Raw genomic sequence first — 24004 nt, forward strand, 5'->3', positions numbered from 1 at the left:
GGTAATACTAAGACAGATATTCCCTGCTTAACGGCAGGGGCTTTTGTTAGCTAACGAGAAAGAATAAGATAGACCGTCTTTATGAACGGGATCTTTTCTTGTGAATGGTACATGGCGGCAGGAAGGAGGCTGTTTATGGATAAGAAAGTCACAGAAGTTGTAGAAGCATTTGCGCAGCCGATCGTTGAAGAGTTAAATCTTGAACTTGTAGATGTAGAGTATGTGAAAGAAGGACAAGACTGGTTCTTACGCGTATTCATCGATTCTGAAAAGGGAGTCGACATTGAAGAATGCGGTGCGGTAAGTGAACGTTTAAGCGAAGCTTTAGATAAAGAGGATCCAATTCCTCACCTTTACTTTTTGGATGTATCATCTCCTGGAGCAGAACGCCCATTAAAGAAAGAGAAAGACTTCCAGCAAGCGGTAGGAAAACAAGTGGCAATTAAAACATATGAGCCGATTGATGGCGAAAAGATGTTTGAAGGAAAGTTACTTTCCTACGACGGTACTACAATTACACTACTATTAACAATTAAAACACGTAAAAAAGAAATCCAAATTCCAATGGATAAAGTTGCAAATGCGCGACTTGCTGTTACGTTTTAGTAAGAAGGGGGATCTTCATGAGCACTGAGTTGTTAGATGCTTTGCTCGTATTAGAGTCAGAAAAAGGTATTAGTAAAGATATTATTATTGATGCGATTGAAGCAGCATTAATCTCTGCTTATAAACGCAATTTTAACCAAGCACAAAACGTTCGTGTGAGCTTTAACCCACAAGTGGGAACAATTCAAGTTTTAGCACGTAAGGACGTTGTTGATAATGTGTTTGATCCACGTCTTGAAATCTCTGTAGAAGAGGCAAGACAAATTAATCCAAACTACCAAGATGGCGACGTACTAGAAATTGAAGTAACGCCAAAAGATTTTGGTCGTATTGCAGCGCAAACTGCAAAACAAGTTGTAACACAACGAGTTCGTGAAGCGGAACGTGGTGTTATTTATTCAGAATTTAGTGATCGTGAAGAAGACATTATGGTTGGTATTGTACAACGCCAAGATGCTCGTTTCATCTACGTAAGCTTAGGAAAAGTAGAAGCTTTATTACCTGTAAGTGAGCAAATGCCAAATGAGCAATATAAACCACATGATCGTATTCGCGTATTTATTACAAAAGTAGAAAAGACAACAAAAGGACCACAAATTTACGTATCACGTACACATCCTGGTCTTTTAAAACGTCTATTCGAAATGGAAGTTCCAGAAATTTATGATGGAACGGTAGAAATTCGCTCTGTAGCGCGCGAAGCAGGAGATCGTTCTAAAATCTCTGTGCATGCAGAAAACATCGATGTTGATCCAGTTGGTTCTTGCGTAGGACCGAAAGGACAACGTGTACAACGCGTTGTAGATGAACTAAAAGGTGAAAAGATTGACATCGTTCGCTGGTCAAATGACCCAGTTGAATATGTTGCAAATGCTTTAAGCCCATCACAAGTTGTTAAAGTACTTGTAGATGAAGAAGAAAAAGCAACAACTGTTGTTGTTCCAGACCACCAGCTGTCATTAGCAATTGGTAAGCGTGGACAAAATGCGCGTCTTGCAGCTAAATTAACAGGCTGGAAAATTGATATTAAAAGTGAGTCTGATGCGAAACAACTTGGTATTGTGACAGAAGAAGATAGCGTAATCGCATTCGGATTCGATTCAGTTGAAGACGAAATCGAATAGAGGTGATGAGTATGAGCAATCGAAAAGTTCCGTTACGAAAATGTATTGCGACGCAAGAGATGAAATCAAAACGAGAGCTCGTTCGCATTGTTCGTTCCAAAGAGGGCGAAGTGTCTATTGATTTATCTGGAAAAAAATCAGGACGAGGTGCATATTTGTCAAAAGATAAAGAATGCATAATTCAAGCCCAAAAGAAAAACATTTTGGAACATCATCTAAAAGCGAAAATCGACAGTTCTCTGTACGAAGAGCTTCTTGAGCTTGTTGAGAAGGAGTCGAATTAAGTGTCCGATTGGAAATCGTTTTTAGGACTAGCAAATCGCGCTCGAAAACTCATTTCGGGTGAAGAACTCGTTTTAAAAGAAGTACGAAGTGGTAAAGCGAAGCTCGTATTGCTTTCTGAAGATGCGTCAGCGAACACTACAAAACGTATCACTGATAAAACGACGTACTACAACGTACCAATGAAAAAAGTCGAAAATCGACAACAATTAGGGCATGCGATTGGGAGAGACGAGCGAGTCGTTGTAGCTGTGTTAGATGAAGGCTTTGCGAAAAAGCTACGTAGCATGCTCGATACAAATTACCGGGGGTGAAGGTATGAGTAAAATTCGAGTACATGAATATGCAAAAAAAAATAATATCTCAAGTAAAGATCTTATGACAAAACTAAAAGAGATGAATATCGAGGTTTCGAATCATATGACAATGTTAGAAGATGAAGTAGTAAACAAATTAGATAATGAATATAACACTGAAGCGGAAAAACCTTCTGTTGCAGATGAGTTTGAAGTAGAAGAGAAAGTTGTTCGCAGTAAAAAGAACAGCAATAAGAAGAAGAAAAAAGGCAAAGGAACTGAAGACAAACGTCAAGATAACTTTGCTGGAAGACAACAAACGCAAATAGTAGAAACACCAGATAAAATTACTTTCTCTGGAAGCCTTACAGTAGGTGAACTTGCTAAAAAATTAAGCAAAGAGCCATCTGAAATTATTAAGAAGCTCTTCATGCTAGGAATTATGGCAACAATTAACCAAGATTTAGATAAAGATACAATTGAGTTAATTGCTACTGATTACGGTATTGAAGTAGAAGAAGAAGTAATTGTAAGTGAGACTGAATTTGAAACATTCATCGATGAGCAAGATGATGAAGAGAACTTAAAAGAACGTCCAGCTGTAGTTACAATCATGGGACACGTTGACCATGGTAAAACAACATTACTTGACTCTATTCGTAACTCAAAAGTAACTGCTGGCGAAGCAGGTGGAATTACTCAGCATATTGGTGCATACCAAGTTGAAGTAAATGATAAGAAAATTACATTCTTAGATACGCCTGGTCACGCGGCATTTACAACGATGCGTGCTCGTGGTGCGCAAGTAACGGATATTACAATCCTTGTTGTTGCGGCTGATGACGGTGTTATGCCACAAACAGTTGAAGCGATTAGCCATGCAAAAGCAGCTGGAGTACCAATTATTGTTGCTGTGAATAAAATGGATAAACCAGCAGCGAATCCTGATCGTGTAATGCAAGAATTAACAGAATATGAATTAGTTCCAGAAGCTTGGGGCGGAGACACGATTTTCGTACCAATTTCTGCAATTCAAGGCGAGGGAATTGACAACTTGCTAGAAATGATTCTACTTGTAAGTGAAGTAGAAGAATATAAAGCAAATCCAAATCGTTATGCAACTGGTACTGTAATTGAAGCGCAGCTTGATAAAGGTAAAGGAACTATCGCGACATTACTTGTTCAAAACGGTACGCTTCGAGTTGGAGATCCAATCGTTGTTGGAACTTCATTCGGACGTGTTCGTGCAATGGTAAGTGATATTGGTCGTCGAGTAAAAGTTGCTGGTCCATCAACTCCTGTTGAAATTACAGGTTTAAATGAAGTGCCACAGGCTGGAGATCGTTTCATGGCATTCGCTGATGAGAAGAAAGCTCGTCAAATCGGTGAATCACGTGCACAAGAAGCGTTACTTGCACAACGTGGTGAGAAATCTAAATTAAGCCTTGAAGATTTATTCCAACAAATCCAAGAGGGCGATGTAAAAGAAATCAACTTAATCGTAAAAGCAGACGTACAAGGTTCTGTTGAAGCGATGGCAGCATCACTTCGTAAAATTGATGTTGAAGGCGTAAAAGTTAAAATCATTCACACTGGTGTAGGTGCGATTACAGAATCTGATATTATTTTAGCTTCTGCATCTAATGCAATTGTAATTGGATTTAACGTACGTCCAGATGTGAACGCGAAGCGTACAGCTGAATTAGAGAACGTTGATGTTCGTTTACACCGCATTATCTATAAAGTAATCGAAGAAATTGAATCAGCAATGCAAGGTATGCTTGATCCAGAATTCGAAGAAAAAGTAATCGGTCAAGCGGAAGTTCGTCAAACATTCAAGGTAACAAAAGTGGGAACAATCGCAGGTTGTTACGTAATAGACGGTAAAATTACACGTGATAGTGGCGTTCGTATTATCCGCGATGGTGTAGTAATTTTCGAAGGACAACTTGATACGTTAAAACGTTTTAAAGACGACGTAAAAGAAGTTGCACAAAACTATGAGTGTGGTATTACAATTGAGAGATATAATGACCTTAAAGAAGGGGACATCATTGAAGCATACGTTATGGAAGAAGTGAAGCGATGATTATCGCTTCACTCTCATTCGAGTGTATGATTTACGATGTACATTCTTTAAAAGAGAAACGGGCAATTTTGCAACGAGTGCTAACTCGTGTGAAGCAGCGTTATAACGTAGCTGTTTCAGAAGTAGGGCATCAAGATGTATGGCAACGTACAGAAATTGCAATTGTTTCCGTATCCTCAAATCGTGTTATCTGTGAAAAAGAAATGAATCGTGTACTTGAGTACATCGATTCATTTCCTGAAATTGAACGTACGATAACTCAATTGGAATGGTATTGAATGAGGTGAAGAGTTATGAAATTACGTGCAAACCGTGTAGGCGAGCAAATGAAAAAAGAATTAGGCGACATCATCAGTCGTAAAATTAAAGACCCACGTGTCGGATTTGTTACAGTAACAGATGTACAAGTGAGTGGAGATTTACAAATTGCTACAGTGTATATTTCTGTTTTAGGTGATGAAGAACAGAAAGAAAGTACATTAAAAGGTTTAGCGAAGGCAAAAGGCTTCATTCGTTCAGAAATTGGCCAGCGTATTCGTCTTCGTAAAACACCGGAAATTTCCTTTGAATTTGATGAGTCTATCGGATATGGTCATCGAATTGATACACTTCTACATGAAATTAATAAAGAAGGTAAACGTGAAGAATAATGGATAGACAATTGTCTATCCATTTTTTCAATGCAAAATAAGTTTTGGATATTTACTATGAAAGAATTATGATGAGGTGAACATATATGGAAGGTGTAGTATTATTACATAAGCCAAAAGGCATGACATCGCATGATTGTGTATTTAAATTAAGAAAGATATTGCGAGAAAAGAGAATTGGTCATACGGGAACATTAGATCCAGATGTAACGGGCGTATTACCGATTTGTGTTGGTAGAGCAACGAAGATTGCACAATTTCTAACAAGTGAGACGAAAACATATGAAGGTGAAGTGACATTAGGGTTTTCAACAACAACTGAAGATGCTTCTGGTGAAGTTGTTGAAACAAAAAATGTTGACCGTGTTATTACTCGTAAGGAAGTAGAGGAAGTTCTTGCGGAATTAACAGGTACGATTGAACAAATGCCGCCTATGTTTTCAGCTGTAAAGGTCAACGGAAAAAAATTATATGAATATGCAAGAGCTGGACAAGAAGTTGAGCGACCTGTACGCACAATAACAATTCATGAATTTGTTTTATTAGACGATAGAGAAGTATTTGAGGGAGAAAATATTTCATTCCGTTTCCGCGTAACGTGTAGTAAAGGGACATATGTAAGAACATTAGCAGTAATGATTGGGGAAAAACTTGGTTTTCCATCACATATGTCTCACCTTGTAAGAACAGCATCGGGTGAATTTTTATTAGAAGATTGCATATCATTTGAAGAAATTGAAGAAAACGTGCAAAATGGAACAGTAGAGTCTATCTTCATTTCAATTGATGAAGCGTTAAGTAAGTTTCCAAAAATGGTCGTAGATGAAAAGCAAGCAGAGAAAATAAAAAATGGTATGTTCTTAAAGAATGAATTAGAAATAACAGCCCCATTTATTACAGTATTTGATAATAATAATCGCTGCTTAGCAATTTATGAGCATCACCCAAAACACCCTGGTATGTTAAAGCCAATGAAAGTACTTGTGAATAATCAAGAACTAAAGCTATAATGAATTATTGGAAGGATTATTACAGAAAAAGGTGAATTCAAGCGTGAAACTTATTCATTTAACTCATCCACATGAACAAAATAAATTAGAGTTACCACCCACTGTAATGGCATTAGGATTTTTTGATGGCATTCACTTAGGACATCAATGTGTGATTCGAACTGCGAAACAAATAGCGGATGAACGGGGATATAAAAGTGCAGTTATGACATTTCATCCTCATCCATCTGTTATTTTAGGGAAAAAGGAAGCGCATGTGGAGTATATTACACCAATGCGTGATAAAGAAAAAATAGTCGAGAGCTTAGGAATCGATATATTATATGTTATTAAATTTGATGAATCATTTGCAGGATTATTGCCACAACAATTTGTAGATGATTATATTATTGATTTAAATGTAAAGCATGTAGTAGCAGGGTTTGATTATTCATATGGACGTTTAGGAAAAGGGAAGATGGAGACTTTACCATTTCATGCAAGAGGGGAGTTTACACAGACCGTGATCGAAAAAGTTGAATATCAAGAAGAAAAAGTAAGTTCTACTTCATTACGAAAATTAATTCGAAATGGCGAAATGGAGCAGATCCCATCTATTTTAGGGAGAGCTTATACGGTAGAAGGAACAGTTGTGCACGGTGATAAGCGTGGGCGCCAAATTGGTTTTCCAACTGCAAATGTAGGGTTAAGTGATGAATATCTACTTCCGCCAGTAGGTGTATATGCAGTGAGATTAAAAGTTCACGATGAATGGCACGATGGCGTATGCAATATCGGATATAAACCAACTTTTAAAGAGAACGAGCGCCAATTATCTATTGAAGTACATCTATTTGAATTTAATAAAGATATATACGATCAAAGTGTCACGGTGGAGTGGCATATGCGCATAAGAGAAGAAAAAAAGTTTAATGGTATTGATGAGTTAGTTGCACAAATCGCGCAAGATAAAAAAATTGCCCAAGAATATTTTTCAAGCGCAAAGAATATACTTGCTTTTTCAAATGAAAAGTAGTATTCTATGTTATGTACTTTATGACAACCATTGCTTGGCATTGCGACTCACCGACGCTTGCTAGGTAACTGGGGGTTTAATTATTAGGAGGTGAAATAGGATGGCTTTAACACAAGAGCGTAAAAATGAAATCATTGCACAATTTAGAACTCATGAGACTGATACTGGTTCTCCAGAGGTTCAAATTGCTGTCCTAACGGAGCAAATTAACACTCTAAACGAGCACTTACGTACTCACAAGAAGGATCATCATTCACGTCGTGGTCTATTAAAGATGGTTGGTAAACGTCGTAACTTACTTACTTACCTTCGTAATAGCGATATCACACGTTACCGTGAATTAATCACAAAGCTTGGCTTACGTCGATAGTCAAAGAAGCGGGAATATTCCCGCTTTTTTGTTAGGTAAAAATATATTTTCTACTCTTTATAGCTTACTTAATTTTCGGCAATACTAGAGGAAAGAATATTGTGATATACTATCCATTTACATAGAAGAATTGAATATTTTAAATTGAGAGGGGTACTTAAATGAGTCAGGAAAAGCAAGTCTTCTCGATAGATTTAGCTGGTCGTCAGCTAACAATTGAAACAAGTCAGCTTGCAAAACAAGCAAACGGAGCAGTATTAGTAAGATACGGCGACACAGCAGTTCTATCTACAGCAACTGCATCAAAAGAGCCAAAAAATGTAGATTTCTTCCCACTTACAGTAAACTATGAAGAGCGTTTATATGCAGTTGGAAAAATCCCAGGCGGTTTTATTAAGCGTGAAGGCCGTCCAAGTGAAAAAGCAATTTTAGCAAGTCGTTTAATTGACCGCCCAATCCGTCCGCTTTTCGCAGATGGTTTCCGTAATGAAGTACAAGTTGTCAGCATCGTAATGAGTGTTGATCAAGACTGTTCTTCTGAGATGGCAGCTATGCTTGGTTCTTCATTAGCATTATCTATTTCAGATATTCCATTTGAAGGTCCAATCGCAGGTGCGACAGTAGGTCGTATTAATGGCGAGTTCGTTATTAATCCAACAGTAGAACAGCAAGAACAAAGTGATATTCACCTTGTTGTAGCTGGTACGAAAGATGCAATTAACATGGTTGAAGCAGGAGCAGATCAAGTGCCTGAAGAAACAATGTTAGAGGCAATTATGTTTGGTCATGACGAAATTAAACGTCTAATCGCATTCCAAGAAGAGATTGTACAAGCTGTTGGTAAAGAGAAAACAGCAGTGAAACTTTATGAAGTGGATGCTGATCTTAATCAAGCTGTACGTGAAATGGCTGAGAAGGATATGCATTCTGCAATTCAAGTGCACGAAAAACATGCACGTGAAGATGCAATTAATGAAGTGAAAAAGCGTGTAATCGAGCATTACGAAGCTCAGGAAGTTGACGCTGATACATTAGGACAAGTAAGTGAAATTTTATATAAAATTGTAAAAGAAGAAGTACGTCGTCTTATTACAGTTGAAAAAATCCGCCCAGATGGTCGTAAAGGTGACGAAATTCGTCCTTTAGCATCAGAGGTTGGTATTTTATCGCGTACACACGGTTCTGGTTTATTCACACGTGGACAAACACAAGCGTTAAGTATTTGTACATTAGGCGCATTAGGCGATGTGCAAATTTTAGATGGTCTTGGTGTAGAAGAATCAAAACGCTTCATGCATCATTATAATTTCCCATCATTTAGTGTTGGTGAAACAAGACCGATGCGTGGACCAGGTCGTCGTGAAATTGGTCACGGTGCACTAGGAGAACGTGCTCTTGAGCCTGTAATTCCATCTGAAAAAGATTTCCCATATACAGTACGTCTTGTATCTGAAGTGTTAGAATCAAATGGTTCTACTTCACAAGCAAGTATTTGTGGTAGTACTTTAGCGATGATGGATGCTGGTGTTCCACTTAAAGCTCCAGTTGCAGGTATTGCAATGGGTCTAGTTAAATCTGGTGAGCATTACACAATTTTATCTGATATTCAAGGTATGGAAGATCATTTAGGTGATATGGACTTTAAAGTAGCAGGTACAGCAAAAGGTGTAACTGCATTGCAAATGGACATTAAAATCGATGGTCTATCTCGTGAAATTTTAGAAGAGGCATTACAACAAGCGAAAATTGGTCGTGTGCACATTCTAAATCATATGTTATCTGTTATTGCAGAGCCACGTACTGAATTATCAGCTTACGCTCCAAAGATTATTACAATGACAATTAACCCAGATAAAATCCGTGACGTTATTGGACCAAGCGGTAAACAAATTAATAAAATTATTGAAGAAACTGGTGTTAAAATTGATATCGAGCAAGATGGTACGGTATTTATTTCATCAATAAATCAAGAAATGAATGACAAAGCTAAGAAAATTATCGAAGATATCGTTCGCGAAGTACAAGTAGATGAAATCTACGAAGGAAAAGTAAAACGTGTCGAGAAATTCGGTGCTTTCGTTGAATTATTCAGTGGGAAAGATGGATTAGTTCACATTTCTGAACTTGCACTTGAACGTGTAGGTAAAGTAGAAGACGTTGTGAAAATCGGTGATGTAATTACAGTTAAAGTTATCGAGATTGACAAGCAAGGTCGCGTAAATCTATCTAGAAAAGTATTGCTAAAAGAAGAGCAAGAAAAAGAAGCTGCTAAAGAAGAAAACAAGCAAGAGCAGCAATAAGTAAAAGCCAGTTAAACTGGCTTTTTTTGTTATGTAAAAATATGATTTACATATATTTTTATGTCAGTATAGGTATAGTTTTCATTATAACGCTCAAATTAACAAAGATAAGAAGAAAAATGTTTTTTATATAGTTAATGGGAGGGTTTATATGAAAGCTCGTATATGGGCATACATATGTATATTTTCTTTATATGTCAGTTTAGGCTCTTATTCCGTTTTTGCACAGGATAATTTGTATGAAGAAATTCAACAACATGCAAAACAATATGAGATTGCGCCTCAAAATGCGATAATTGATAAAATATGGAAAGCAACACCTGGATATAATGGAAGAGAAGTGGATATTGGAGCATCTTATAATAATATGAAGAAGCGAAAGGAATTTGATCAGGAATATCTTGAATTCAAGGAAGTATCACCAAGTGTCCACTTAGAAGATTTATCACCAGCTCCAATTTATAGGGGACATCCAAACAAAAAGATGGTGGGATTAACAATAAATGTGGCATGGGGAAATGAGTATTTACCTCGTATATTAGAGATATTGAAAAAACATGATGTGAAGGCGACTTTCTTTTTAGAAGGGCGTTGGGTGAAAGAAAATTTACGGTTTGCAAAAATGATTGTCGATGCAAATCAAGAAGTCGGAAACCACTCTTACACACATCCTAATATGAAAACGCTATCGTCTGGTGAAATACGAGATCAGTTACAAAAAACAAATCGAATGATAGAAGCTGCTACGAATCAAAAAGTGAAATGGTTTGCTCCGCCAAGTGGCAGTTTTCGAGATGAAGTAGTAAAAATAGCAGATGATTTTCAAATGGGTACGATTATGTGGACAGTAGATACGATTGATTGGAAACGACCAGAGCCAGACGTACTATTGCAGAGAGTAATGCGAAAAATACATCCAGGTGCTATCGTATTAATGCATCCTACTTCATCTACAGCAGAAGCATTAGACACAATGATTACAAAATTGAAGGAACAAGGATATAAAGTAGGGAATATAACAGAATTATTGGATGAAAAACGTGTAGATTAAATACATTTGCATGACATTCATCCTTAAACTTGTTATCATTAAATAATAGCATTTATTTAGAGAAACTGGCAGTAGGAGGAAAGTTTTTGATTAAAAAATATACGTGTAAAAATGGTGTAAGAATTGTTATGGAGAATATACCAACTGTGAGATCGGTTGCGATTGGTATTTGGATCCATGCAGGATCAAGAAATGAAAATGAAAAAAATAACGGGATTTCTCACTTTTTAGAGCATATGTTCTTTAAAGGGACGGAAACACGTAGCGCACGAGAAATTGCAGAATCATTTGATAGCATTGGTGGGCAAGTGAATGCGTTTACTTCAAAAGAATATACATGTTACTATGCAAAGGTGTTAGATGAGCACGCTAAATATGCTTTAGATGTTTTAGCTGATATGTTCTTTAATTCAACATTTGATGAGGAAGAACTGAAAAAAGAGAAGAATGTCGTATGTGAAGAAATTAAAATGTACGAAGATGCGCCGGATGATATTGTCCATGATATGTTAACGAAAGCGACATATGAAACGCATCCACTTGGATATCCTATTTTAGGAACAGAAGAAACACTTGATACGTTTACAGGTGATACGTTACGTCAATATATAAAAGACCATTACACACCTGAAAATGTAGTTGTATCAATTGCTGGAAATATTGATGAAGCATTTTTACAAACAGTGGAGCAATATTTCGGTAGTTATGAAGGAACGACAAACCGTGAACAAGTACATAGCCCAATTTTCCATTTTAATAAGGTATCACGTAAAAAGGAAACAGAACAAGCTCATTTATGTCTAGGATATAAAGGCTTACAAATGGGACACGAAGATATTTATAACTTAATTGTATTAAATAATATTTTAGGCGGTAGTATGAGTAGCCGTTTATTCCAAGAAGTACGTGAGCAACGTGGGTTAGCCTACTCAGTATTTTCTTACCATTCTTCTTATGAAGATACAGGTATGTTAACACTGTATGGTGGAACAGGTAGCCAACAATTAGATACACTGTATGAAACAATGCAAGAAACGTTAGAGACATTGAAAAATACAGGTATTACAGAAAAAGAGCTTGTAAATAGTAAAGAACAATTAAAAGGAAACTTAATGTTAAGTTTAGAAAGTACGAATAGTCGCATGAGCCGTAATGGTAAAAATGAATTGCTTCTTCGTAAGCATCGTTCACTTGATGAGATTATTGAAAGTGTAAACATTGTAACAAAAGAAAATGTAGACGGGTTAATTCGTAACATGTTTACAGATGAATTCTCTGCAGCGCTTATTAGTCCAGATGGAAAACTTCCAAAAGGAATAAAACTATAATTGCTTTTTATGCTATATTCGAAAATAACCGTATCTCTTTTAAATGAGATACGGTTATTTTTTTTAGCCATACAGAATAGGTACTAAATATAGATAGCTTAAATGAAAAATTCGGTAGGGGGAGAGTGTATGCGATTAAGTGAATTAAGTGGTAAAGAGATTGTAAATTTAGAGAGAGCAGAAAAAATGGGGGTTTTAGGCTATGTGGATTTAGAGATTAATGAGAGAGATGGACAAATACAAACACTTATAATACCTGCTGGAAAATGGGGAGGTTTTAAAAAGGAACCACAAGAAGTAAGAGTAGCGTGGAGGCAAATTAAAAAGGTGGGACATGATATAATCCTTTGCGATATTACAGATCATTCAAATTCGAAATGAATGACGGCCATTTTGGTCGTCTTTTTTTTATCTACATATAAAGCCTTCGCCAAGCGGGATAAATCATATGTGCTTTTTGATTTTCAATCACCTAAAACTCGTACATTACATATGATGTGGAGGAAAAAGAAAAAGTAGGCACTTTTCTTATAAATGACAGAAAAAGAAGGTGAATTAGGGAATGTTGACTGAGATGCATATTGCTGTCATAGGAGGAGATGCAAGACAGCTAGAAGTAATTCGCAAGCTAGTTGAATTGGATGCGAAACTTTCATTGATAGGGTTTGATCAGTTAGATCATGGTTTCACAGGGGCAGCAAAAGAAAGTATACAAAATTTAGATTTCACTTCTGTAGATGCAATTATTTTGCCAGTTGCAGGTACAAATACCAGAGGAGAAGTAGATACTATTTTTTCAAACGAAAAAGTTTCTATAACGAAAGAACAAATTGAAAATACACCAGAACACTTTACTATATATTCAGGTATTGGTACGCCTTACTTGGAAAATCTCGTATCTACTACAAACCGAAAACTTGTCAAGTTATTTGATCGTGATGATGTGGCAATCTACAATTCTATTCCAACTGTAGAAGGTACATTAATGATGGTAATTCAACATACCGACTATACAATTCATGGGTCCAATGTAATGGTTTTAGGATTTGGTAGAACAGGGATGAGTGTTGCCAGAGCATTTCAATCATTAGGAGCCAACGTTAAAGTTGGAGCAAGACGATCTGAACATATTGCACGTATTACAGAAATGATGTTTTCTCCTTTTCATATGCAAGATATTGAGAAAGAAGTAGGAAATATCGATATTGTGATTAACACAATTCCGCATCTCGTTGTAACAGCGAATGTTATCTCAAAAATGCCAGCTCATACGTTAGTAATTGATTTAGCTTCTAAACCAGGAGGTACCGACTTTAGATACGCGGAAAAAAGAGGAGTCAAAGCGTTGTTAGCACCTGGATTGCCAGGTATTGTTGCTCCAAAAACGGCAGGACAAATTTTAGCGAACGTTCTTTCTCAGTTATTAACAGCAGACGCAATCGCAAAGGGGGAGGAAAAGAAATGAATTTGAAGGGGAAACGAATTGGTTTCGGGTTTACAGGTTCACATTGTACGTACGAGGAAGTTATGCCGCATTTAGAGAAGTTAATTGCTGAAGGAGCAGAAGTGCGCCCTGTTGTTTCTTATACTGTTCAATCAACAAATACTAGATTTGGAGAAGGGGCAGAGTGGATTAAGAAGATTGAAGAAATAACAGGCTTTAAGGCAATTAATTCAATCGTTGGAGCAGAGCCACTAGGACCTAAAATTCCATTAGATTGCATGGTGATTGCACCGCTAACAGGAAATTCTATGAGTAAATTTGCGAACGCAATGACCGATTCGCCTGTACTAATGGCGGCAAAAGCGACGCTAAGAAACGGCAAGCCGGTTGTATTGGCGGTTTCGACGAATGATGCGTTGGGATTAAATGGGGTAAATCTCATGCGCCTAATGGCCACAAAAAACATTTACTTTGTCCCATTCGGTCAAGACGCACCAGAGAAAAAACCGAACTCAATGGTAGCTCGCATGGAGCTACTTGAAGATACAGTATTAGAAGCGTTACAAGGGAAGCAATTGCAACCAGTTGTTGTAGAAAAATTCAGATATATGAATTAAAAAACGAAAAAAAACGGACAATTTTTGATGAAACCATCATTCTTACTGTAGAATATGATAAAATTAACGTTATTAAGATTAGAAGGGGTATTGTATACTCCTTCTGATTCTAAGTTATAGAAGGATTGGTATCTAGAAAGGGGCATAGTGATGGAAAAGCAAAAAACTTTTCATGTCGCTGTAGTTGGAGCAACCGGCGCAGTTGGTGAACAAATGTTAAATACTTTAGAGAAACGAGAATTTCCAATTGGGAAGTTAACGTTACTTTCATCTAAACGATCTGCAGGTAAGAAACTTGTATTTAAAGGCGAAGAATTTACAGTTCAAGAGGCAACTCCTGAAAGTTTTGAAGGAGTAGATATCGCATTATTTAGTGCTGGTGGATCTGTATCGAAACAATTAGCGCCAGAAGCAGCAAAACGTGGTGCAATTGTTGTTGATAATACAAGTGCATTCCGTATGACAGAAAACGTGCCACTTGTTGTACCTGAAGTAAATGAAAATGATTTAAAAGAACATAATGGAATTATTGCAAATCCAAACTGTTCTACAATTCAAATGGTAGTAGCTCTTGAGCCAGTTCGTCAGCAATATGGTTTAAAACGAGTAATCGTTTCCACATACCAAGCTGTATCAGGTGCTGGTGCTGCAGCGATTGAAGAACTTCATGAACAATCACAAGCAATCTTAAATGGGGAAGAAGTTAAAGCGAATGTTTTACCTGTATCAGGTGATAAGAAACATTTCCAAATCGCTTTTAATGCGATTCCACAGATTGACAAATTCGAAGATAATGGATTTACATTTGAAGAAATGAAAATGATTAATGAAACGAAAAAAATTATGCATATGCCAGAACTAGAAGTAGCGGCGACATGTGTACGTTTACCGGTCGTATCAGGACATTCTGAGTCTGTTTACATCGAAGTAGAAAAAGAAGGCGTAACAGTAGAAGAATTCAAGAGCTTACTTGCAAATGCGGAAGGTATTGTTCTGCAAGATAATCCAGAAGAGCAGTTATATCCAATGCCAGCTACTGCAGTAGGTAAAAACGAAGTATTCGTTGGAAGAATCCGTAAAGATTTAAATAACGATAAAGGATTCCATCTTTGGGTCGTATCTGATAACTTATTAAAAGGCGCTGCATGGAATTCTGTTCAAATTGCAGAGCGCTTAGTAAAATTACAATTAGTGTAAACGGCTAAGAGAAGGTGCAAAATATGAAAATAATTGTTCAAAAATTTGGTGGCACATCAGTACGTGATGAAAATGGACGTAAGCATGCGCTTCATCATATAAAAAAATCGTTAGCTGCGGGTTATAAAGTAGTTACTGTCGTATCAGCTATGGGCCGTAAAGGCGAACCATATGCAACTGATACGTTATTAAGTCTTGTAAATCAAGAGGAATCTACTATTTCTAAACGTGAGCAAGATTTATTATTATCATGCGGAGAGTTAATCTCTGCAATTGTTTTCTCTAATATGTTGAATGAGAACGGTATAAAAGCAGCGGCATTAAATGGTGCACAAGCTGGTTTTGTAACGAATGATGATTTTACAAATGCGAAAATCGTTGAAATGAACTGTGATCGCGTACATGAAGAGTTAGAAAATGTAGATGTAGTAGTTGTTACGGGATTCCAAGGACAAACGAAAAAAGGGGATACGACAACACTTGGACGCGGAGGTAGTGATACTTCAGCTTCAGCATTAGGTGTTGCGCTTCATGCTGAATATATTGATATCTTCACAGATGTAGAAGGTGTTATGACTGCGGATCCTCGTATTGTAAAAGATGCACGTCATCTTCAAACTGTAACGTACAATGAAATTTGTAACATGGCTTACCAAGGTGCAAAAGTTGTTCATCCACGTGCAGTTGAAATTGCGATGCATGCAAAAGTACCGCTTCGTGTACGTTCTACGTATTCTGATAGTGAAGGTACACTTATTTCAGCATCTGACGGTGCTACAAAAGGCCGTGATGTAGAAGAACGTCCTGTTACAGGTATCGCTCATGTATCAAATGTGACGCAAATTAAAGTGCTTGCAAAAGAAACGGCATATGATTTGCAACAGCATGTGTTTAAAGAAATGGCGAACGAAGGAATAAGTGTCGATTTAATTAACATTTCACCTACTGGTGTAGCTTATACGGTGAGTGATAATGTATCAAGTCGTGCAGTTGAATTATTAAAGAACCTTGGATATGAGCCAATTGTGACAGAGCATTGTGCGAAAGTATCTATCGTTGGAGCTGGAATGGCAGGATACCCAGGGGTTACTGCGAAAATCGTTACAGCTTTAGCTGAAAAAGGTATTCAAATTCTGCAATCGGCAGATAGTCATACAACAATTTGGGTTCTTGTAAAAGAAACCGATTTAGTGGAGGCTGTAAATGCATTACATAGTGCGTTTGAGCTTTCAAAAGAAAAGCAACTGGAACAATAAGGAGTGAGACCATGATAGATTTTGGGACAATTGCAACTGCGATGGTAACGCCGTTTGATAAAAACGGGAATATCGATTTTGCGAAGACAACGAAATTGGTAAATTATTTAATTGATAACGGTACAACAGCAATCGTGGTAGGAGGAACGACAGGTGAATCTCCTACATTAACTTCAGAAGAAAAAGTAGCGTTATATCGCCATGTCGTATCTGTTGTCGATAAAAGGGTGCCCGTAATCGCTGGAACAGGTAGCAATAATACACATGCTTCTGTTGACTTAACTAAAAAGGCAACTGAAGTTGGTGTTGATGCAGTAATGCTAGTAGCGCCGTATTATAACAAACCGAGTCAAGAGGGGATGTATCAGCATTTTAAAACTATTGCTGAAAGCACGCCACTTCCGGTTATGCTATATAACGTTCCAGGACGATCTATTGTACAAATCTCCGTTGATACAGTTGTTCGTTTATCAGAAATAGAAAACATTGTTGCGATTAAAGATGCAGGCGGCGATGTGTTAACAATGACAGAAATCATTGAAAAAACAGCGGACGACTTTGCGGTATACAGCGGTGATGACGGTTTAACGTTACCGGCTATGGTAGTTGGAGCGAAAGGTATCGTTTCTGTAGCATCTCATGTTATTGGAAATGAAATGCAAGAAATGATTGCAGCATTCCAAGCAGGAGAATTTAAGAAGGCGCAAAAGTTACATCAATTACTTGTAAGAGTAACAGATTCATTATTTATGGCGCCAAGCCCAACTCCAGTAAAAACAGCGTTACAAATGGTTGGATTAGATGTAGGTTCTGTACGTTTACCACTTCTTCCATTAACAGAAGAAGAAAGAGTGACGTTACAATCTGTAATGCAATCTATTCCTCGTTAAGAAAAATGACCTAGTGTGAAACTAGGTCGTTTTTTTATTAGCATGACAATGCTTGAATCTGCTTTAAAGTGGAGTTTTTTGTAAAAAAATTTAGGTTCTCCTTTCTCATCTGTATATGCTCCTATAATATCAAAACCACTTTTTATATTATGCCACTTGTTTTTTGTTTTTGTTTGTCAAAGTATTATGTTGTTCTTACATTAATTTGGAGGCAATCCTTTAATTTATGTAGTGGCTGTCATCTTCGCCAAGCTAACTGTGAGATTTAACTTTATTAAATTCGTATTCAATTTTGTTATCTACAACTTTTCCATCATGCTGCAACGGTTATAAGGAAAGTATCTTGTATTATTAGTTTTGCTAAAAAGTAGTTGTTATTAATGAAAATACTTTTGTGTAAGTGTAGTAAACTTTCGGTTAAGTTTTTAGGAGAAATTGTTTCAAATGTGATGTAATTCATGGAAAAGCTTCATTTCATAAGTGTTTTTGTTCAATTCTAGAAGAATAAGTCTAGAAATTCTATAGAATGAAATTAATTTAGAGCATGTAGGGGGATTTCTTCGGAAAATATAGAGCATCAAAGCTAAGTAAGTATGTTGAATACTTTTATTGTAACTCCTTCCTTTTCCTTTTTCTTTCTCACGATTTAACTTGTGTTCTATTTCTTGTATCAGGTATAATATGGCTAAGTAGCTTAGTACGGGTATGCTTAGCAAAATTGGAAAAAAATTATAATTTAATTAATTTTTCATATCATATCGAATAAGATATTTGATTTATATAATGAAAGAGAGGTGAAACCTGGTTTAAAAAATAAACAAGGACATGATATCGCATAACGGTAAGGACATTCGTCTTGGACGGTGAATATATGGTGGTTGTAGAGTTTCCCCTGGTGTCTCTACAATTTTAGTGAAATCAGTGTTTGCAAGATTTTTAAACCAGGCAACAACATGAAGAGAAAAGAGAATGAGTCTGTTAAAGTATTTGCTCTTGGTGGAGTAGGTGAAATCGGGAAAAACATGTACTGTGTTGAAATTGATTCTGAAATCTTTATTGTAGATGCAGGATTAATGTTCCCAGGAGATGAAATGTTTGGAATTGATATCGTTATTCCTGATATTACATACTTAGTGGAAAATCAAGAGCGAGTAAAAGGTTTATTTATTACTCACGGTCATGAAGATCATATTGGTGGAATTGTTTACGTACTTCGTAAATTATCTATTCCAGTGTATGCAACGAAATTAACGGTAGGACTTATACAAGAAAAACTTGGCGAAGCGGGTATGTTAGGCCGTGTAGACTTAAAAACAATCGACTCAAATTCAACAGTAGAGTTTAATACTACAACAGTGTCATTCTTTGGAACGACACATAGTATTCCGGATTCTGTTGGTGTTTGTTTCCATACATCAAAAGGTGCTGTCGTATATACGGGAGACTTTAAATTCGATCAAACTCCAATTGGAAATAGTGGAGCAGACCTTGGAAAGATGGCACAAATCGGAAATGAAGGCGTACTTTGCTTATTATCTGATAGTACAAATGCTGAGCGTCCAGGCTATACAGGTTCGGAAAAAGAAGTTGGGGTAGAAATTTCTAAAGTATTCTACGGCGCAGAAGGTCGTATTATCGTTGCTTCATTTGCATCGAATGTACACCGTATTCAACAAGTGTTTGATGCAGCTGCTGAAACGGGAAGAAAAGTAGCAGTAGTGGGACGTAGTATGGTGAAAGTAGTAGACATTGCTAGACGTCTTGGTTATTTAGATGTTCCAGAAGGTATGGTTATTTCACTGCAAGAAGTAGATAATTTCCCAGAGAAAAAGGTAGCTATTTTAACGACAGGTAGTCAAGGTGAGCCGATGGCAGCCCTTTCTAGAATGGCGAAGCAAGCACATAAACAAATTTCAATTCGTAAAGGTGATACTGTTATTATTGCGGCTTCTCCAATTCCAGGTAATGAAATTTCTGTATCAAAAATTATTGACTTATTATTTAGAGCTGGTGCAGAAGTTGTTTATTATGGTGAGAGAAAAGTCCACGTTTCAGGTCACGGTAGCCAAGAAGAATTAAAACTAATGTTAAATTTAATGAAACCGAAATATTTTGTACCCGTACATGGTGAGTTCCGTATGCAAAAAGCACATGCATATTTAGCTGAAGATGTAGGTATTGCAACAGAAAATATCTTTATCGTAGAAAAAGGCGATGTAATTGCTTTTGGTGACGATGAAGCAAACTTAGTTGGTAAAGTACAAGCTGGTAATGTTTTAATTGATGGACTAGGTGTAGGTGACGTTGGAAATATCGTTCTTCGAGATAGAAAGATGTTGTCTCAAGACGGAATTTTAGTAGTTGTTGTAACACTTGGTAAAGATGAAAAGAAAATAATCTCTGGTCCAGAAATCATTTCACGTGGCTTTGTATATGTTCGTGAATCAGAAGCGTTAATTGACCGATCTACAGAGATTGTACGTATGATTGTTGAGCAATCAATTAAAGAGTATTCGATTGAATGGTCTATGTTAAAACAAAATATCCGTGAGTTATTAGGGCAGTTCTTGTACGAAGAGACAAAGAGAAAACCTATGATCTTACCGATTATTATGGAAGTGTAAAAAAGATCACCTTTACGGGTGATCTTTTTTCTTTTCTAACTCCATCGAATGAAATTTATAACTTAAGAAATAATAGTTATATACGAGTGAAAGGGGATGCGATATGACAGAACGTGATCGTTATACAAATGAGGAGAAAGAAGCTGAGCCAAAAGAAACCGGGAAAGAAGCTTCGATAGTAGAGAAAATTCAACAACTTGGACAAACAAATGTACCACAAATGAATGAATCGCGTATTCATTGTTTAACAATCGTTGGGCAAGTGGAAGGTCATATTCAGTTGCCTCCTCAAAACAAAACAACAAAATATGAGCATATCATTCCGCAAATTGTCGCGATTGAACAAGATCCGAAAATTGAAGGTTTGCTTTTAATATTAAACACAGTTGGAGGTGACGTTGAAGCGGGACTAGCGATTTCAGAGATGGTAGCTTCGCTTTCAAAGCCGACGGTATCTCTTGTTTTGGGCGGGGGACATTCCATTGGTGTACCAATTGCTGTCTCTACTGATTATTCATTTATTGCGGAAACTGCGACGATGACAATTCATCCAATTCGTTTAACGGGTCTTGTCATAGGTGTGCCACAAACATTTGAGTATTTGGATAAAATGCAAGAAAGAGTCAGTCGATTTGTGACGAAGCATTCGAAAGTAACGGAAGATCGTTTTAAAGAGCTTATGTTTGCGAAAGGGAATTTGACGCGAGATATTGGGACGAATGTAATTGGTGGAGATGCGGTGAAGTATGGTCTTATAGATGATGTCGGTGGTATTGGTAGTGCACTTCGAAAATTAAACGAATTAATTGATGAACGCACGGACAATAGTGCAGAAGGGACAATGTTACAATGATTTTATATACAATTATGCCAGAACAACTTGTATATCCGGCCGATTATTCACAATGCGAAAGCCAAAAAATTGTGAATATAAATGGCGTGGAATTAATGGTTTCTGAGGAAAATAATCAATGTTATTCTATTGTACGTGTGTTAAGTACAAACCCGTTTGACTACTTAGATTATGAGCCTGGACAGAAAATAACCTTTTAGCAAAAAGAAGGATTTTGTTTAGAAGCTATGGTATAATATAAAAAACAAGACGGTTGAGCAGCCATGAGTAGGCTGCTTTCTTCTGTTTATTTAACATTTTACAAGAAGTGTAAAAATAGAAGATATAAAGACCTGAAAAAATAGAGAAAACAGACATGTAAGTAGGGCTTTTAAAAGAAAGTTTTTCTTATATGTAGAACGTGAGGTGAAGAAATGGCAAAACAAAAGCAAAGAGGGACGAAGGCAAAGGCAAGACGTACGATAAAGCCAACTTTGTATTATGAAATCGTCGGTTTAACTCTTTTTGCACTTTCAATCATTACGATTTTACAGCTAGGTGTTGTAGGAAAATCGTTTGTGTTGTTTTTTCGCTTCTTCTTTGGTGAGTGGTACATAATTGGTGTGTTAGGTGTGATAGCTTTATCTGTTTCGTTTGTTATAAAACGTGGATGGCCAAACCTTTTAAATAAACGGTTAATCGGAGTTTATTTAATTGTATTGGCGATATTAATGTTTAGTCATATTACATTATTTAACCTTCTTACGAAAGATGGAGCAGTGCAAAATACTTCTGTCATTGTGAGTACGAAAGATAACTTCTTTCTTGAAATGAAAAAGGGGCCAGATAGCGTTCATTTAGGCGGTGGTATGTTTGGTGCACTTATGTTTGCAACATGTTACTTCTTATTTGATGAAGTAGGAGCCTATATCATTGGAATTATTTTAGTTATTCTTGGAATACTCTGTATAACAAATAAACATATTGGAGAAGTGTTAGCTCCGGTTGGTAGAATTCTTAGAAGTCAATTTGAAGTGATGCAAGGGGATTATAAAGATTGGAGATCCAAAAGAACCGCTGAACAAACAGAAAAGAAAAAAACAACAAGAAGTACAAGGCGTGAACGTGCTGTAGAGCGAGAAGACGCTATTGAACCAGTAGAGGAGATAGAAATTGGTCCGCCAATTATTTCGAACTTTACTGAGAACTATCCAGTGAGTGAAGAGACGGAAGAGCGTATAGAAGAAAATGAAAATGACTTAATTACTTCGCCGTTTATTGAAGAGGCAGCTCCGTCTACGCCAGTAGAGCAACCGCAAAAGAAACGTGGAGGAAAAATCGTTGAATCACTCGAGAGTGAAACGCAAGCACCTCCTATGCAATTTTCAAATGTGGAAAATAAAGACTATAAGCTTCCTTCTCTTGAGATATTGAAATTCCCAAAAAATAAACAAGTAACAAATGAAAATGCGGAGATTTATGAAAATGCTCGTAAATTAGAACGGACATTCCAAAGTTTTGGTGTGAAAGCGAAAGTAACCAAAGTGCATAGAGGTCCGGCAGTTACGAAGTATGAAGTGTATCCAGATATGGGAGTGAAGGTAAGTAAAATTGTTAGTTTAAGTGATGATTTAGCGCTTGCATTGGCGGCAAAAGATATTCGTATTGAAGCACCTATTCCCGGGAAATCAGCTGTAGGGATTGAGGTTCCAAATTCGGAAGTTTCGATGGTAACGCTTAGAGAAGTTCTCGATTCAAAGGCTAATAATCATCCGGAAGAGAAGCTATTAATTGGTCTTGGACGAGATATTACAGGTGAAGCTGTATTGGCTCGTTTAAATAAAATGCCCCATTTACTAGTAGCTGGTGCAACTGGTAGTGGGAAAAGTGTATGTATTAACGGTATTATTGTTAGTATTTTAATGCGTGCAAAACCACATGAAGTAAAACTAATGATGATCGATCCGAAAATGGTAGAGTTAAATGTATATAACGGTGTTCCGCACTTATTAACGCCAGTTGTAACTGATCCAAAAAAGGCATCACAAGCTTTGAAAAAAGTTGTGAGTGAGATGGAGCGTCGTTATGAATTATTTGCTCATAGCGGCACACGTAACATTGAAGGATATAATGATTATATTAAAGAACACAATAGTCAATCAGAGGCAAAACAACCTGAATTACCGTATATTGTAGTAATTGTGGACGAGTTAGCGGACTTAATGATGGTTGCTTCTTCAGATGTAGAGGATGCGATTATGCGATTAGCGCAAATGGCTCGTGCTGCTGGTATTCATTTAATTATAGCGACGCAACGTCCGTCAGTTGATGTTATTACGGGTGTTATTAAAGCAAATATTCCATCGCGTATTGCATTCGCTGTATCTTCGCAAACGGATTCCCGTACAATTCTTGACGGTGGTGGCGCGGAGAAATTACTAGGTCGAGGAGATATGCTGTTTATACCTATTGGTGCATCAAAGCCGGTACGTGTACAAGGGGCATTTTTATCAGATGATGAAGTTGAAAGAGTTGTAGAATATGTTATTGGACAGCAAAAAGCACAGTATCAAGAAGATATGATTCCGCAAGATGTTCCTGATACAAAGCGGGAAGTAGAAGATGAATTATATGATGAAGCAGTTCAGCTTGTAGTGGAAATGCAAACGGCATCGGTTTCTATGCTGCAACGTAGGTTTAGAGTAGGTTATACGCGAGCTGCTCGTTTAATTGATGCAATGGAAATGAACGGTGTAGTGGGTCCTTATGAAGGTAGTAAACCGAGAGAAGTGCTCATTAATGATGTACAAGAAAAAAGTTCTTAAAAAAAAGCCTAATTGTTTTTACAATTAGGCTTTTTTATATGCTGTTTTTGTTATATACTATAGTCAGCAATAAAGAAAGGGCTTACATTTTGGTAGTATCTTTAGAATACGAATACTATGAGTATGATTTTTATAAATGTTCGATATTCGATGTAGAAAAATGTTAGATTTTGTTGACACGTATGGGAGCAAGTGGTA

The 24004-nt window shown here is 36.9% G+C and carries 23 protein-coding genes; all 23 read left to right on the plus strand.

Going from position 1 to position 24004, the window contains the following annotated elements:
• Positions 1-135: 135 nt before the first annotated feature.
• The 23 genes from rimP (at position 136) to COC96_RS18980 (ending at position 23806) form a co-directional block, all read left to right on the plus strand.
• Positions 136-606 (plus strand): ribosome maturation factor RimP, encoded by a 471-nt coding sequence (gene rimP / locus COC96_RS18870; protein WP_000359095.1) that lies wholly within the window; start codon positions 136-138, stop codon positions 604-606.
• 17 nt (positions 607-623) lie between these two features.
• Entirely contained in the window at positions 624-1730 is a 1107-nt protein-coding gene (gene nusA / locus COC96_RS18875) for a transcription termination factor NusA (RefSeq protein ID WP_098267842.1), read from the plus strand.
• A gap of 11 nt (positions 1731-1741) precedes the next feature.
• The gene (gene rnpM / locus COC96_RS18880) at positions 1742-2014 is read left to right on the plus strand and encodes an RNase P modulator RnpM (protein ID WP_000071124.1); all 273 of its coding nucleotides are present in this window, start codon (positions 1742-1744) and stop codon (positions 2012-2014) included.
• Positions 2015-2326, plus strand: a complete 312-nt coding sequence (locus COC96_RS18885) for a YlxQ family RNA-binding protein (protein WP_001286527.1) — start codon at positions 2015-2017, stop codon at positions 2324-2326. It abuts the gene before it with no gap.
• Positions 2327-2330: 4 nt separating this feature from the next.
• Positions 2331-4397: a translation initiation factor IF-2 gene (gene infB, locus COC96_RS18890; protein ID WP_098769141.1), complete on the plus strand. Its 2067-nt coding sequence runs from the start codon at positions 2331-2333 to the stop codon at positions 4395-4397.
• The gene (locus COC96_RS18895) at positions 4394-4675 is read left to right on the plus strand and encodes a DUF503 domain-containing protein (protein WP_000582364.1); all 282 of its coding nucleotides are present in this window, start codon (positions 4394-4396) and stop codon (positions 4673-4675) included. Before infB ends, COC96_RS18895 begins: the two co-directional genes overlap by 4 nt.
• A gap of 15 nt (positions 4676-4690) precedes the next feature.
• Positions 4691-5047: a 30S ribosome-binding factor RbfA gene (rbfA, locus tag COC96_RS18900; protein WP_000776443.1), complete on the plus strand. Its 357-nt coding sequence runs from the start codon at positions 4691-4693 to the stop codon at positions 5045-5047.
• An 86-nt stretch (positions 5048-5133) separates the two neighbouring features.
• On the plus strand, positions 5134-6057 hold the full coding sequence (gene truB / locus COC96_RS18905) for a tRNA pseudouridine(55) synthase TruB (protein ID WP_097902928.1): 924 nt from the start codon (positions 5134-5136) through the stop codon (positions 6055-6057).
• A 43-nt stretch (positions 6058-6100) separates the two neighbouring features.
• Entirely contained in the window at positions 6101-7072 is a 972-nt protein-coding gene (ribF, locus tag COC96_RS18910; protein ID WP_097902927.1) for a bifunctional riboflavin kinase/FAD synthetase, read from the plus strand.
• 100 nt (positions 7073-7172) lie between these two features.
• The gene (gene rpsO / locus COC96_RS18915; protein WP_001229392.1) at positions 7173-7442 is read left to right on the plus strand and encodes a 30S ribosomal protein S15; all 270 of its coding nucleotides are present in this window, start codon (positions 7173-7175) and stop codon (positions 7440-7442) included.
• A 161-nt stretch (positions 7443-7603) separates the two neighbouring features.
• On the plus strand, positions 7604-9742 hold the full coding sequence (pnp, locus tag COC96_RS18920) for a polyribonucleotide nucleotidyltransferase (RefSeq protein ID WP_097902926.1): 2139 nt from the start codon (positions 7604-7606) through the stop codon (positions 9740-9742).
• 151 nt (positions 9743-9893) lie between these two features.
• Complete coding sequence (locus COC96_RS18925; RefSeq protein ID WP_097902925.1) at positions 9894-10793, plus strand: polysaccharide deacetylase family protein; 900 nt, start codon at positions 9894-9896, stop codon at positions 10791-10793.
• 86 nt (positions 10794-10879) lie between these two features.
• Positions 10880-12121: a M16 family metallopeptidase gene (locus COC96_RS18930; RefSeq protein WP_098267840.1), complete on the plus strand. Its 1242-nt coding sequence runs from the start codon at positions 10880-10882 to the stop codon at positions 12119-12121.
• Positions 12122-12250: 129 nt separating this feature from the next.
• Positions 12251-12502: a YlmC/YmxH family sporulation protein gene (locus tag COC96_RS18935; protein ID WP_098267839.1), complete on the plus strand. Its 252-nt coding sequence runs from the start codon at positions 12251-12253 to the stop codon at positions 12500-12502.
• Positions 12503-12683: 181 nt separating this feature from the next.
• On the plus strand, positions 12684-13586 hold the full coding sequence (gene dpaA / locus COC96_RS18940; protein ID WP_098267838.1) for a dipicolinic acid synthetase subunit A: 903 nt from the start codon (positions 12684-12686) through the stop codon (positions 13584-13586).
• Positions 13583-14182, plus strand: coding sequence for a dipicolinate synthase subunit B (gene dpaB / locus COC96_RS18945; RefSeq protein WP_001049475.1), 600 nt, complete (start codon positions 13583-13585; stop codon positions 14180-14182). The genes dpaA and dpaB overlap by 4 nt, the downstream gene beginning before the upstream one ends.
• Positions 14183-14332: 150 nt before the next feature.
• The gene (gene asd / locus COC96_RS18950; RefSeq protein WP_000414852.1) at positions 14333-15379 is read left to right on the plus strand and encodes an aspartate-semialdehyde dehydrogenase; all 1047 of its coding nucleotides are present in this window, start codon (positions 14333-14335) and stop codon (positions 15377-15379) included.
• A 23-nt stretch (positions 15380-15402) separates the two neighbouring features.
• Entirely contained in the window at positions 15403-16635 is a 1233-nt protein-coding gene (dapG, locus tag COC96_RS18955; RefSeq protein ID WP_098267837.1) for an aspartate kinase, read from the plus strand.
• An 11-nt stretch (positions 16636-16646) separates the two neighbouring features.
• Positions 16647-17525, plus strand: coding sequence for a 4-hydroxy-tetrahydrodipicolinate synthase (dapA, locus tag COC96_RS18960; protein WP_097902920.1), 879 nt, complete (start codon positions 16647-16649; stop codon positions 17523-17525).
• Between the two features lie 953 nt (positions 17526-18478).
• Positions 18479-20149, plus strand: a complete 1671-nt coding sequence (locus tag COC96_RS18965) for a ribonuclease J (protein ID WP_098267836.1) — start codon at positions 18479-18481, stop codon at positions 20147-20149.
• Positions 20150-20252: 103 nt separating this feature from the next.
• The gene (gene tepA / locus COC96_RS18970) at positions 20253-21002 is read left to right on the plus strand and encodes a translocation-enhancing protein TepA (protein ID WP_098769142.1); all 750 of its coding nucleotides are present in this window, start codon (positions 20253-20255) and stop codon (positions 21000-21002) included.
• Positions 20999-21202, plus strand: a complete 204-nt coding sequence (locus COC96_RS18975) for a YlzJ-like family protein (RefSeq protein WP_097902917.1) — start codon at positions 20999-21001, stop codon at positions 21200-21202. Before tepA ends, COC96_RS18975 begins: the two co-directional genes overlap by 4 nt.
• A 213-nt stretch (positions 21203-21415) precedes the next feature.
• Positions 21416-23806, plus strand: coding sequence for a DNA translocase FtsK (locus COC96_RS18980; protein WP_098267834.1), 2391 nt, complete (start codon positions 21416-21418; stop codon positions 23804-23806).
• Positions 23807-24004 lie beyond the last annotated feature (198 nt).

Source organism: Bacillus cereus, assembly GCF_002577405.1.
Lineage (GTDB): Bacteria > Bacillota > Bacilli > Bacillales > Bacillaceae_G > Bacillus_A > Bacillus_A cereus_AU.